Source organism: Lacticaseibacillus casei DSM 20011 = JCM 1134 = ATCC 393 (assembly GCF_000829055.1).
In the GTDB taxonomy this organism is placed as follows: Bacteria; Bacillota; Bacilli; order Lactobacillales; family Lactobacillaceae; genus Lacticaseibacillus; species Lacticaseibacillus casei.
In genome coordinates this window covers 870,697-884,105 of the sequence record NZ_AP012544.1, presented here as the reverse complement: position 1 = coordinate 884,105, position 13,409 = coordinate 870,697, and the positions used below count along the sequence as shown (strand labels likewise).

The following is a 13,409-nucleotide window of genomic DNA, read 5'->3' as shown; positions in this document are numbered from 1 at the left end:
TCAACCCGCGACAACCATGAATCCTTTAGGCGCCAACTGACCATCCACAAATCCTTGCGCGAAAACAGCCTCCCTATTGACGGCAACTGGCTGCTCCGTGGTATTAAAATAGCCCGTCAGCATCTCGCGCCCCTGCCGAACCACTTTAATCAAACCGGTATCAGTCACACTTAGCCTTGTCGTACCGGCCCCAAGCGTTATTGCATGCTGACGGCGAAAATGAACCAGTGCGGCTACCCTTTTCCAAATCGGCTGACCCAGTTTAGTCCAGTCCATCGGCTTCCGGTTATCCGGATCGGCCCCACCGGACATGCCCATTTCGGTTCCATAATAAAGGCAAGGGCTGCCGGTTTGCATCAACGTGAATGCCAGTGCCTGCAACGCCAAGTCTTCATCCCCGTGTGCCAACGTCAAAATCCGCGGCGTGTCATGGGAATCCAACATGTTCAGCATCACCTGATTGGTTTGATCGCGATACAGCATCAATTGATCCGTCAACAAGGCAACCATTTCTGCAGCCGTTCGCCGCCGCTTGAAAAAGTGATCTTCAATCTGTTGCGTGAAGGGATAATTCATCGTCCCCGAAAATTCGTCACCGTTTAACCAAGGCTGACTGCGATGCCACACCTCACCTAGCACATAAAAATCCGGTTTGATTGCTGTGACGGCTTGATAGAACTTTTTCCAAAAGTGATGATCCACTTCATTGGCAACATCCAAGCGCCAAGCATCAATATCAAACGTTTTGATCCAGTACGTCGTCACCATCAACAAATAGTCCTGAACTTCCGGGTTGGCAGTGTTTAATTTGGGCATTTTTTCTTCAAAGGCAAACGTATCATATTGTGGTTGGCCTTCACCCTTTAACGGATTATGAAAAGGCGTCACCGGGGTTTGATGCAAATGAAACCATGACGCAAAGCGGGACTTTTCGCCACTGCGCAATACGTCTTGCCACTGCAGGCTGCCATAACCCATGTGATTAAACACCGCATCCAACATCACCCGCATGCCGCGTTGATGCGCCGCGTGAATCAATTTAGCCAACAACGCCTTATCGCCAAATGCAGGATCCACATTCAGGTAGTCGATCGTGTCATATTTGTGATTCGAAGTAGCAGTAAAAATCGGGCAAAAATATAACCCGTTGATACCCAAAGCCTGTAAATCATCAAGATGATCCAGCACCCCTTGCAAATCACCGCCATAAAAATCCTCTCGTCCAGGATGATCCGTCGGGTGCCATGGTTTGGTACCATCTGGATCGTTATTAGGATCACCATTGGCAAACCGCTCAGGAAAAATCTGATACCACACAGTCGTCTTCACCCAGTCAGGCGTTTTGACGCGGTCAATCGCCTGAAAATAAGGCATCCGAAAATAGTTTTCAGCCTCATGCCGTGCGTCCGCGCTATCTTTGCGCAGGCCACGATCGCCGTACAGCCATACCGTGTCATCTTGGCCAGTCACTTCAAACAAGTATTGCAGTCGACGATAAGGCGCCTCCAGCGTCACGCCCCAATGGTCCAACACTTGCCCGGTGCCTAAAAGCGTCATTGTTTCGCGCTGATAGACGAGCTGATCATCGCCATGGGCATCGGGAATGCGCCAATACGGATCGCCATACAGAACCGTCACCTTTGCGACATCCTCGCGGGCAGTATGAAAACGCAGATGAAGTGTCTTATCCGTATATAAAAAGCTATCTTCACTTTCCGGTCGATGTGCTAAAGCCGCCAAATTCATGCCGCAACCCCTCCTTGAACTGACTCCTGTGTTAAAAATTCACCGCATTGGTTTGAGCCATACGATTTGATATCTATACGGCGATCATACAGCCTTCACGCAGCACACTCAATCAATCCGCATGCTGTTTTACCTTTTGCTGTCCCCGATCATCGCAAAAAGCTTAGGCAATGAGTCCCGAGTCGTGCCAAACTCCGCAATCTCCGCAATCTCCGGCCAGAGGGGGCTGGAACGCTGTGGGCACGACTTTGAGCCTCAGCAAAGCCCGCTGAGTCTCAAAGCTCGGCCTTGTACTACGCCGGGAAGAGCACCCGGCTAGTACAATTTCACAGCTGAGCCCCTCTGGCCTACGATTGCTCCGCTTTGGCACTCATATCTTGAATAACTCAGGAAAATAAAAAGAGTGAACACAACTCATTGCCGAGTATGTTCACTTCTTTATTGTGGCTGTGAATTATGACCCAGCTCCTATTTTTTAGTGCATGCATTCAATTAATAACGAGCTTTCAAGGCACGTTGGACTTCACGTTCTTGATCTTTACGCTTCAGGGTTTCACGTTTGTCATAGTTGTGTTTCCCTTCAGCGACGCCTATCAGTACTTTTGCATAGCCATGTTTCAGATACATCCGCAAGGGCACAAGCGTCACGCCTTGGCGCGCTGTCAATTGGCCAAGCTTGCGAATCTCTTTCTTGTGCAACAGCAGCTTGCGATTGCGCATCGGATCAGCATTAAACAAATTACCTTCCTTGTAAGGGCTAATATGCACATTTTCAAGCCATGCTTCATTATTACGAATACGGGCAAAACCATCCCGCAAATTGATCTTACCATCCCGCACAGACTTAATTTCGGTTCCCGTCAGTGCAATACCAGCTTCATAGGTATCAAGAATGTTGTAATCATGTCCGGCTTTTTTATTCTGGGCGAGCAGGTTATCAGGTTCTTGTCGATGTTTCTTAGCCATTAAACCACCCTTCCTTTGTGTGAGCGCGAGCTGGCGCGCTTAGGGGTCGGAGTGTAAGCGGCCCTGGGCGTGATGGCCCGAACTTAGGCCATTGCGACCAAGGTCCTTACACGCAGATCTCTGCGCCGGGGAGCGCGTTATCGCATACCAGCCCTACTTAGCGCCACGCTTAGCATTATAATGCTTCCCTTGATGCGGTGCCCCAGCCGGTTTACGCGGGCGTTGATTATTGCGCTGATTACGATTGCCGCCCCGGTTACCATTGCCAAAACTTGGCCGATTGCCGTTCGAGCGGCGATCGCGCCGGTCATCTTTTTTGACCAGCTTGCCTAAATCACTCGTCGGCGTCTTGTCATCCGGGATAAGTGAAAAGTCCACCTGCTGCTGATCAATATCGACGTTATCCAGTTTGACCCGCAAAGATTGGCCGACACGATAAGTTCGCTTGGTGCGTTCACCGACCAAGGCCATCTGACTTTCGACAAAGGAATAATAATCGTCGCTCATCCGTGTGATATGAACCAAGCCTTCGACTGTGTTAGGCAAGGCCACAAACATACCGAAGCTTGTCACCCCACTGACAACAGCGTCGAACTCTTCGCCAACCTTGTCCGCCATGTATTCGGCTTTCTTCAGGTCGTCAACAGCACGTTCAGCGTCAATACTCCGCCGTTCGGCCATAGACGCTTGCGTCGCAATGTCAGGCAGCTTCTTATTCCACGAAGCTTGAACGTCATCGCCAGCGCCTTCCGTTGCATAATCGCGAATCAAGCGATGCACAACGAGGTCAGGATACCGCCGAATTGGACTGGTGAAGTGACAGTAATACTTCGCTGCCAAGCCAAAATGTCCAAGTGGATCTGGTGAATACCGCGCCTGTTTGAGACTCCGCAACAGTTTAACGTTGACCATCGCTTCTTCTGGTGTTCCGGTAACATCGGTAACAACGTCTTGTAGCTGTTTTGGTGTGATCTCTTTACCTTTTTTCATGGGTACCGTAATCCCAAAACTGGCAATGAACTCCATGAATTCCTTTACCCGATCAGCATCCGGAGTTTCGTGGACACGGTAGAGGAATGGTAAATGTTCTTTATTGTAGTGTTCTGCCACGGTTTCGTTGGCTGCAAGCATGAAGGATTCAATCATGCGCTCAGAAACGCCACGCTCCCGCAACACGATATCGGTCGGGTGGCCCATATCATCCACAATGATCTTGGCTTCATTTTCTTCAAAGTCAATCGCGCCGCGGGCATGCCGCATTTTATACAGAATCTGATGCAATTCGACCATGTCTTCAAACATCGGCACGAGTTCCTGATATTCGGCCATCACTTCCGGGTCGTGGTCAGTCACAATTTTGTTCACATTGTTGTACGTCATGCGGGCATGGCTCTTGATGACACTTTGATAGATCTCGTGACTCACCACATGGCCTTCGTGGTCGATTTCCATGTCACAAGACATCGCCAAGCGGTCAACACCCGGATTCAACGAACAAATACCATTGGACAACCGAAATGGCAACATTGGAATCACGCGATCGACCAAATACGTACTGGTGCCGCGGTCAAATGCTTCCTGATCCAAGGCGGACCCTTCCGTGACATAATGCGAAACATCGGCAATGTGGACGCCAAGATGGAAGTTGCCATTTGGCAGTTTCCAAACGACCACCGCATCATCAAAGTCTTTACTGTCATCACCATCAATCGTGACAACTGCCTGATCGGTGATATCTTTGCGGCCAACGCGTTCTTCCGGCGTCACGTGATCCGGAATGGCATTGGTCTGATCCATCACTTCATCCGGGAATTCGGTTTTAATGTGATTTTGCAGGACCAATGACATGATGTCCACGCCGGGATCATTCTTATTCCCTAGTGTTTCCACCACCATGCCGTACATTAATTTTGGATGGTATTCAGTCGGAAATTCAGTAATCTCCGTCACTGTCATATCGCCGAGTTGCGGGATCGTCCCGGTATCCTTGACATAAACCGGATAATTCTTCAGCTTCTTTTCATGGCTGACAACCATGCCAATAAAACCGGACTTGGCCCGATCTTTATCGGAAAAAGGTTTGAACTCGCCAACTAAGGTCGTCAGGCTGCGCCGAACAACCTTAGTAATTTCGCCTTCTGCTCCGCGCGAATCGTTTGGCCGCGCTTCACGAACAATGCGAACCTCAACCGTATCGCCATCCAAGGCAAAATCCGTATTAGTAGATGGCACATAAACATCATCATCCAAACCTTCAACGGCAACGAAACCAAAACCTTTTTCATTACCATGGAAGACACCGGTCAAAACTTTAGGCGTGCCACCCAATGCATAACGGCCTTCATGATTGGCGTGGATCAGATTGTCATTTTCCATACCATTTAATGCCTGTACCAGCACTTTAAAATCCGCGCCTTCATTTAATTTCAACGCGCAGCTAAGTGTCTGAACCGAATAATCAATCTTCGGATTCCTGCGAAATGTTGCTAATAATTCATTACGAATATGGCCAACTGTGGTCATGCTATCCCTCGTTTTCTTGTTGCATAAATTCAATAACGTCTTGTTCTAGTGCATGGTGAGCCGAATTAACGGTAATCACGTGCTTGGCCCCGTCGTACCAGTGAAAATCCACGCGGGCCGCGTTGATCAAAGCATCGCGTAACTGGTACGCCAATCGACCATCCACTAATTCGTCCTCACCGGCCTGACCAATGAAAGTCGGTTGCTTGACTAGATCCAAATCGGCCGCAACCCCCGGTGGCAAACTGATCAATTGCAGTCAGTTGCCCCGGTAGGTAAGCCAGAATCTGGGTACTTTCATCCGGTTTATTGGCCAAGCGATTCATATACTGGGCATATTTTAAAAATCCCGGAATCAAATGATGCTTGCCTGGCAGAATCGGCGATGAAAAAACGCCGCCAGCCGTGATGCCAGGTAACTTCTCTAAAGCTTTTACCGCAAAAATGCCACCTAACGACAGGCCGAACACAAACACGCGGGGGTACTTTGCGGTCATATGGGCAACGGCAGCGCTGGCTTCTGCCCACCAGATGTCTGGATTGCCCTTCGTCAAAATGTCCATGGGCTCGATCGTTCCATGCCCAGCAAAAAGCGGCACATACACCCCATAACCGGCACGTTGTAAAGCTCGGGCCATAAAATTCATGTCATTGGGGCTGCCAGTGTACGCATGGAGTAAAACAACGCCTGTGTCGGTGCCTTCGTATTCAAAAGGTTGCGGTTTGCGAAAAATCATGGTGAAGTCGTCCTTTATGCCTATGAATGATATGCGGCGAATGAATGCCGACTTTTTAAAAAATGCGTTTGGTTTTAGCTGCTAGTCTGTAAACGAAATGATGCATGCAGCCAAAACTGATCCACTGACTATGATTGCAGATCACCGATACACCACCAAGTGCTTTCCCAAAGACACGTAAACGTCAGGTTTAAGCAGGTTGGATCATGCTTCTGCAAAAAAAGCCCCCTGAATGTTCCAGGAGACTTTGGTTAATGGGCTTCCAGATAGACCAACGCGATGGCGAGGCCGAAGAAAATGACACCCAATACAACGGTGACTTTCTCCATGAAAGCTTCAAAACCGCGGGATTTGGTCTTCCCGAATAAATCGGTTGCCCCACCGGACAATGCGCTTAACGCATCCTGTTGTTTGCTTGGTTGCATTAAAGTTGCGATCACGATAAAAATCGAATCGATCACAAGTAATGTGGTCAATAAACTTTGCAAGTTGTTGCCTCCCTTGCGAAAAATCTCACTCTAGTAGTTTAGCATAAAAGCAAGGCAAAGGCGAATCTTTGCTAATTTCAGTCATCTTTTTCATCATTCCACTAAAACCAGCCAATTTCAAAGACCAGTAGGCGACTCGCGCAATCCATGGTCGTTCAGCGATCACGCAATATGGGGATGTTTTCTGAAAGTCTGGTACAGCATGTAGCCACCGATCACGGCCACCAGGAAAGGCATCAAATAGCTTACCTGATCCGCCACACCAAATGGCAACATTTGATTCAAACCAATGTTCAAACCCATCAGGATCGGATAACCTAAATACCACCAGCGCATCTGCTCATCGATAATAACGCCAACAACGACAAGTGCAACCATGCCCCAATTCGCTACGAATCCCAGTAAGAACGGCACAATAAAGCTGGCAAAACCGCCACCGGAAGATGTGAGTAACCCCAGTTCGCCACCAACCGAATAAAATAACCCAGGTAGGATGCTTGCAACAGCGTACACGATGCGAAATGTTCTCATGGTGATCAAGTCCCTTCTGTTGACGATAGCCATCACTTTGACAAGTTCATTATACATGCATACCGATTAGGCGCCACCTAAAAGATGCGACTCACAGACATGGCATCACGTTCGCGTTTTGTGCGCCGTTGCTAGGGCAGCAGATAAGGCATCGATTCGCTTTTTCACCCGCACACGCTCAGCCGCATCTGTCAGCAATACCAATGTATCGCCTTCTCGAATCAATGTATCACCATGGGGAATCACTTCCCGCTCACCCCGGCGAATACCAATCAGCAACGACTCTTTTGGCCATGGCATATCGCGCACCAACTTACCATTGAGCGAACTGCCCACAAAAACCGGGATTTCCAGTCGATCAGGCTGGTGCAGCTGCTCAACGGTCTTGGGGAATGTCATTTGTTCAAGCAAGGCTTCATAAATCGGCGCACCGCCAAGCAGGTCAACCACAAGATAAGCCGTCAACGACAGCACCGCCAGTGGCATGAGATGGGTCAGATTACCCACCATTTCGGTCACCAATAAAATCGCTGTAAACGGCGCTTTCCCAATTCCGGCAAAATATCCGGCCATCGAGAAAATAATCAGATTCATGATGTAGACATGCGGCAACAAGCCCAGCTGATACATGACCACCCCATAAATGGCCCCGATAATCGCCCCTAACGATAAAATCGGCAAGAAAATACCGCCTGGCAACCCTGAGCCATAAGAAATCATGGAAAAAACAAAGCGAATGGCGAAAATACCCACTAACGTCAAAAGTGGCGGTACATACTGGCCAAAGCCGACAATCAAGCTATTGCCGCCGCCAAGCAGATTAGGGGTAAAGTAACCGACCGCAATCAACAAGATGAACGGCACGACGCCTTGCACGACCCGTGGTAAGTGGGTCAAGCGTTGATACCACCGCGGCATGGATAAAAGCACCCGCTGGTATAAATAGCCTAGCAGCCCTAGAAGAATGCCTAGCAGGATCAAATGCCAGTAACTGGTAACCGGCAAACTTCGCGAATAACTCAAATTTAGCACGGGAACCAGTCCAAACACATACAGCGAGATGAAATCCGATCCAATGGCACCAGCCAGTGCAGTCAGCCAAACCAGCGGCGAGAAATTATGGTAAACCTCTTCCAACACGAACAGGGTCCCAGCAATCGGCGCATTGAAGGCAGCTGCGAGTCCGGCTGCCGATCCGGATGCAATTAGGAGACGCCGATCGGTTCCGCGCAATTTGAATCCACCAGCCAAGCCTTGACCCACGGCTGCGCCTAACTGAATCGAAGGCCCTTCACGACCCAGAAACAAACCGGGAGCAAGCGAGAGAACGCCACCAACGAACTTACGCCAAAGGATAGTCCACCAATGCATTTCCAGTTCGCCGGCAAGCTGACCTTCGACTTGAGGGATGCCTGACCCGGAAATATAGGGTTCTTGTTTTAACATTAGGGCCACAAACGCCGCCAGCACCAGATTAAAGGCAATCAATAAGGCCCAGTGCCACCAGACAAACGGCCCCATATGTAAGTATCCGTATACCTGATGACTGGCGCGCAACCCGACTTCAATACAGTAGCGAAAAGCACTGACCACCGTACCGGTCATCAAGCCGACCAATAATCCCAGCAAGACAAATCGTAATCGGGTGATATCGAATTTTTCTTTTTCCTTAATGATTCGTGCCACAACATTTCCCTCCATGCCAACATTCATTCAGTATAAACCTTAAAAGGAAACGAGAAAAATCCCATTCTTTCAAAAAATTAGGAAAAAAACACGCCACTTGTCATAAGTGACGTGCTCGTAACGACAGCAACGGCGATTAATTAGTCGATTGCTTTAACGTTGTAGAAGGACTTGCGGCCCTTGTATTGTGATTGTGCACCTAATTGATCTTCGATGCGCATCAACTGGTTGTACTTGGCAATCCGGTCGGTCCGGCTCATGGAACCGGTCTTGATTTCACCGGCGTTGGTTGCAACAACCAAGTCAGCAATCGTGGTGTCTTCGGTTTCACCGGAACGATGTGAAACAACGGCGGTGTAGCCAGCTTCTTTAGCCATTTCAATTGCTTCGAGGGTTTCAGTCAAAGTACCGATTTGGTTCAGCTTGATCAGAATTGAGTTAGCAACGCCCATATCGATACCCTTCTTCAGGTAATCGGTGTTGGTAACAAACAGGTCATCACCAACGATTTGGACTTTATCGCCCATCTTCTGGGTGAATGTCTGCCAGCCTTCCCAGTCGTTTTCGTCGATAGGATCTTCAACAGAAACGATCGGATACTTGTTGATGTAACCATCGATCATGTTGGTCCATTCTTCGGTGGTGTACTTCTTGTCAGGGTTTGACCACTTGGTTGTGTAGGTCTTGGTGTCGGCATCATACATTTCTGAAGCCGCAACATCAAAGGCCAAAGCAATGTCGTCGCCTGGCTTGTAGCCAGCCTTCTTGATCGCTTCAACAAGCAGTTCGAAGGCTTCTTCGTTGTCCTTCAAGTTAGGAGCGAAGCCACCTTCATCACCAACAGCGGTAATGTCGCCTTTGCTCTTCAACAAAGCCTGCAGTGCATGGAAGGTTTCTGAACCCATGCGAACGGCTTCACGAACACTCTTGGCACCAACAGGCATAATCATGAATTCCTGGAAGTCAACAGTGTTAGTTGAATGTGCGCCACCATTAAGAACGTTCATCATTGGTGTTGGCAGAACATGAGCGTTCGGGCCGCCAAGATATTGATACAATGGCAGGCCGACTTCATCAGCAGCAGCACGGGCAGCAGCCAAGGAAACACCCAAGATGGCGTTGGCACCCAGCTTGCCTTTGTTTGGTGTACCATCAAGATCGATCATGGTTTGGTCGATCAGGCGTTGTTCGGTAACGTCAAGGCCAATCACAGCCTTGGCAATTTCATTGTTGACATGACCAACGGCCTTCAAAACACCCTTGCCGCCAAAACGATCCTTGTCACCATCACGCAGCTCAACGGCTTCGTGTTCACCGGTTGAAGCACCTGATGGAACTAATGCGCGGCCAAAACCGCCATCTTCGGTATACAATTCAACTTCAACAGTAGGGTTGCCACGTGAATCCAAAACTTCGCGTGCCAATACATCAGTAATGATAGACATATATTCTTCTCCTTTTTGCCAGAAGGCTGTTTAATATTAGAAACCAGATTAATCTTGGTAGTTAGCCAAGGCGATGAAACTTTCAGGATCCATCGAAGCGCCACCGACTAAGCCGCCGTCGATATCAGGCTTAGCCATCAGTTCTTTAACGTTCGCTGGTTTAACGGAGCCGCCGTAAAGAATCCGAACAGCGTCTGCCGTATCTTTATTATACAACTTCTCAACGGTCGCACGAATGTGGGCAACAACTTCTTGTGCCTGATCGGCGGTCGCAGTTTTACCGGTTCCGATAGCCCAGATTGGTTCGTAGGCCAAAACAGAAACTTTGACTTGGTCAGCGGTTAAGCCAGCCAAAGCTGCTTCGATTTGCGAGGCAACCCAGTCTTCGGTTTGGCCAGCTTCACGCTGGGTCAAACTTTCGCCACAGCAGATAATCGGCAGAAGATTGTTCCTAAAGATAGCCTTAGCTTTCTTATTGATATCTTCGTCGGTTTCGTGGAAGTAACCACGACGTTCGCTATGGCCGATGATGACATAATCAACGCCCATTTCCTTTAATGCTTTCGGGCTGGTTTCGCCGGTATAAGCACCTTCATCTTCAAAGTAGCAGTTTTCTGCCGCTGTCTTTAAAGGTGTGCCTTCTGCTCCGGCAACCAAAGTCGTCAGATCAATGGCAGGTGCGCCAATGACCGTTTCAACTTTACTTGCATCAGGTAACTTGCCTTTCACAGCATCCAAAAAGGCTTGAGTCTCTTTAGGGTTTTTGTTCATTTTCCAGTTACCAGCAATGAATGGTGTCCGCATGACTTAGCTTCCTTTCATTATGTACCGACACGTTCAGCACGTGTCGGCATTGACTGTTAGATCAGCATCACTGACAAACTACTTGTCAGAAATGGCTGCGATACCTGGTAACGTCTTGCCTTCAAGATATTCAAGGCTAGCACCGCCACCAGTGGAAATGTGGGTAATCTTAGGCGCGATACCCAATTGCTTGGCAGCAGCGGTTGAATCTCCACCACCAATGACTGTCGTAGCATCCTTCAAATCACCGAGTGCACGGCCGACTTCCAAAGTACCTTCAGCATAGTTGCTCATTTCGAACACACCCATCGGGCCGTTCCAAACAACCGTCTTGGCACCTTGCAAGGCATCTTTGAATTCTTGAATCGTCTTAGGGCCGATATCCAATGCCATGTAGCCATCCGGAATATCGCCTTCAACAACCTTATGCGGAGCATCGTTTGAAAATTCTGGGGCAACAACAGAATCAACAGGCAAAAGCAACTTATCGCCGGCTTGGTCCATAATCTTCTTGGCTAAGTCGATCTTGTCTTTTTCAACCAATGAGTTACCGATGCTCATACCCTTGGCTGCATAGAAGGTATAAGTCATGCCACCGCCAATAAGAATCTTATCAGCTTTAGGCACTAAGTTTTCGATGACACCGATTTTATCGGAAACCTTGGCACCACCCAAGATAGCAATGAATGGGTGCTTCGGATTATCAACAGCGTCGCCTAAGAACTTGATTTCCTTTTCCATCAAGAATCCAGCAGCTGTTTGCTTCATGTTGGAAGCAATGCCGACGTTGGACGCATGCTTACGATGTGCCGTACCAAAGGCATCATTGACGAACAGGTCGCCAAGGCTTGCCCAGTACTTGCCTAATTTAGGATCATTGCCGGATTCTTTCTTACCGTCAAGATCTTCAAACCGGGTATTTTCCATCAAAAGCACATCGCCATCGTTCATCTTGGCAATGGCATCTTCCAGTTCCTTACCGCGGGTAGCCGGTACAAAAGTAACTGGCTTCTTCAGCAATTCACTCAAGCGTTGGGCAACTGGCTTCAACGTCAGCTTAGCCTTATCTTCTTCGGTCTTAACCCGACCAAGGTGTGACAGCAAGATTGCCTTGCCGCCGTGATCAATGACATATTGGATGGTTGGCAATGCTGCCACGATCCGGTTGTCATCACCGATAACGCCATCTTTGATCGGCACGTTGAAGTCAACGCGGATCAGAACTTTTTTATCTTTAACATCTAAATCTGAAACGATTAATTTAGCCAAAAGATTTGACCTCCTTCATTTTCCCAAAGATGATGGATGAACATAGGTCCTCCACCATGGTGCTCGCAAAGGGCAAAAATCATCGTGTTTGCGTTGATTTTTGTCACCTTTCCAAAAAAAGCGGAGAGAGTAAAGCTCCCTCCGCTTCGGATGTTGCGGTTAGAAAAGCGTTACTCCGGATTAGAGAGTAGCAAATTTCAGCAAGGTACGGATCATCTGGCAAGTAAAGCCATATTCGTTATCGTACCAAGCAACCGTCTTAACTAATTGATAGTCACCGGCAGTTGTAACTTCAGTCTGAGTAGGATCGAAGATTGAACCATAAGTCGTACCGATTACATCGGAAGATACGATTTCGTCTTCGTTCCAGCCGAAGCTAGGGTTGTTTTCGGTGTGCTTCTTGATAGCTTCGTTGACTTGGTCAGCTGTAACGTTCTTGGTCTTCAGGATGGAAACCAATTCGGTCAAGGAACCGTCAACAACAGAAACACGCTGTGCGTGACCCTGCAACTTGCCGTTCAATTCTGGGATAACCAAACCGATAGCCTTAGCAGCACCAGTGCTGTGAGGAATCGTGTTAGCAGCGGCAGAACGTGCAGCACGCAGGTTGCCACCACGAACCGGGCCGTCAAGCAACATCTGAGTTGAGGTGTAAGCGTGAACGGTGGTCATGGTACCAACTTCAATGCCGAATTCCTTGTTCAGGAAATAAGCCATTGGTGCCAAGCAGTTGGTCGTGCAAGAACCAGCAGAAACAATCTTGTCGTCTGCATTCAAAGTGTCATCATTAACGTTGTAAACGATGGTCTTCATCTTGCCAGCTGGGGCAGAAATCAGAACACGCTTTGCACCTGCATCCAAATGAGCTTGTGACTTTTCAGCAGAGGTATAGAAGCCTGTGCATTCAAGAACATAGTCAACGCCATCGTTCTTAACCCAAGGAATGTTCTGGGCTTGCGGTTCTGCGTAGACGCGGTATTCTTTACCGTCAACGACAATACCGTTATCGGTTGCACTAACTTCACCAGGGAAAGTACCGTGAGTTGAATCATACTTAAGCAAGTGAGCCAGCATGGTTGGGCTGGTCAGATCGTTGATCGCAACAACCTGGATGTCATTGCTCTTTGCACCCAATTCGTAAATACGACGGAATGCCAAACGACCGATACGGCCAAAACCATTAATACCAATCTTAACAGTCATGCTAAAATTTC

At 48.5% G+C, this 13,409-nt stretch carries 10 protein-coding genes and 1 pseudogene; all 11 read right to left on the bottom strand.

Going from position 1 to position 13,409, the window contains the following annotated elements; all coding sequences use genetic code 11:
• The 11 genes and pseudogenes from LBCZ_RS04540 to gap all read right to left on the bottom strand — a co-directional run bounded on the left by LBCZ_RS04540 (position 1) and on the right by gap (position 13,398).
• Positions 1-1,746 carry a glycoside hydrolase family 13 protein gene (locus LBCZ_RS04540; protein WP_025013045.1) on the bottom strand — a complete coding sequence of 582 codons (1,746 nt, stop codon included), beginning with the start codon at positions 1,744-1,746 and terminating at the stop codon, positions 1-3.
• A 492-nt stretch (positions 1,747-2,238) separates the two neighbouring features.
• Positions 2,239-2,712 (bottom strand): SsrA-binding protein SmpB, encoded by a 474-nt coding sequence (gene smpB, locus LBCZ_RS04535; RefSeq protein WP_025013044.1) that lies wholly within the window; start codon positions 2,710-2,712, stop codon positions 2,239-2,241.
• Between the two features lie 153 nt (positions 2,713-2,865).
• A complete protein-coding gene (gene rnr / locus LBCZ_RS04530) occupies positions 2,866-5,235 on the bottom strand; it encodes a ribonuclease R (RefSeq protein ID WP_025013043.1) in 2,370 nt (789 codons plus the stop codon).
• Between the two features lies 1 nt (position 5,236).
• Positions 5,237-5,972: pseudogene (locus LBCZ_RS04525) on the bottom strand (alpha/beta hydrolase).
• A gap of 251 nt (positions 5,973-6,223) precedes the next feature.
• Entirely contained in the window at positions 6,224-6,460 is a 237-nt protein-coding gene (secG, locus tag LBCZ_RS04520) for a preprotein translocase subunit SecG (RefSeq protein WP_010489332.1), read from the bottom strand.
• 162 nt (positions 6,461-6,622) lie between these two features.
• Complete coding sequence (locus LBCZ_RS04515; RefSeq protein WP_025013041.1) at positions 6,623-6,991, bottom strand: hypothetical protein; 369 nt, start codon at positions 6,989-6,991, stop codon at positions 6,623-6,625.
• A 105-nt stretch (positions 6,992-7,096) separates the two neighbouring features.
• The gene (locus tag LBCZ_RS04510) at positions 7,097-8,692 is read right to left on the bottom strand and encodes a ClC family H(+)/Cl(-) exchange transporter (protein WP_191995896.1); all 1,596 of its coding nucleotides are present in this window, start codon (positions 8,690-8,692) and stop codon (positions 7,097-7,099) included.
• 125 nt (positions 8,693-8,817) lie between these two features.
• Complete coding sequence (eno, locus tag LBCZ_RS04505) at positions 8,818-10,122, bottom strand: phosphopyruvate hydratase (protein ID WP_025013039.1); 1,305 nt, start codon at positions 10,120-10,122, stop codon at positions 8,818-8,820.
• Positions 10,123-10,170: 48 nt separating this feature from the next.
• Positions 10,171-10,926 (bottom strand): triose-phosphate isomerase, encoded by a 756-nt coding sequence (gene tpiA, locus LBCZ_RS04500; protein ID WP_025013038.1) that lies wholly within the window; start codon positions 10,924-10,926, stop codon positions 10,171-10,173.
• A 78-nt stretch (positions 10,927-11,004) separates the two neighbouring features.
• The gene (locus LBCZ_RS04495; RefSeq protein WP_025013037.1) at positions 11,005-12,195 is read right to left on the bottom strand and encodes a phosphoglycerate kinase; all 1,191 of its coding nucleotides are present in this window, start codon (positions 12,193-12,195) and stop codon (positions 11,005-11,007) included.
• A 180-nt stretch (positions 12,196-12,375) separates the two neighbouring features.
• A complete protein-coding gene (gap, locus tag LBCZ_RS04490; RefSeq protein WP_025013036.1) occupies positions 12,376-13,398 on the bottom strand; it encodes a type I glyceraldehyde-3-phosphate dehydrogenase in 1,023 nt (340 codons plus the stop codon).
• Positions 13,399-13,409: the final 11 nt, after the last annotated feature.

Coding starts and splice junctions, on each gene's coding strand:
- LBCZ_RS04540 (WP_025013045.1), bottom strand. CDS start 1,746: ATGAATTTGGCGGCTTTAGCACATCGACCGGAAAGTGAAGATAGCTTT.
- smpB (WP_025013044.1), bottom strand. CDS start 2,712: ATGGCTAAGAAACATCGACAAGAACCTGATAACCTGCTCGCCCAGAAT.
- rnr (WP_025013043.1), bottom strand. CDS start 5,235: ATGACCACAGTTGGCCATATTCGTAATGAATTATTAGCAACATTTCGC.
- LBCZ_RS04515 (WP_025013041.1), bottom strand. CDS start 6,991: ATGAGAACATTTCGCATCGTGTACGCTGTTGCAAGCATCCTACCTGGG.
- LBCZ_RS04510 (WP_191995896.1), bottom strand. CDS start 8,692: ATGGAGGGAAATGTTGTGGCACGAATCATTAAGGAAAAAGAAAAATTC.
- eno (WP_025013039.1), bottom strand. CDS start 10,122: ATGTCTATCATTACTGATGTATTGGCACGCGAAGTTTTGGATTCACGT.
- tpiA (WP_025013038.1), bottom strand. CDS start 10,926: ATGCGGACACCATTCATTGCTGGTAACTGGAAAATGAACAAAAACCCT.
- gap (WP_025013036.1), bottom strand. CDS start 13,398: ATGACTGTTAAGATTGGTATTAATGGTTTTGGCCGTATCGGTCGTTTG.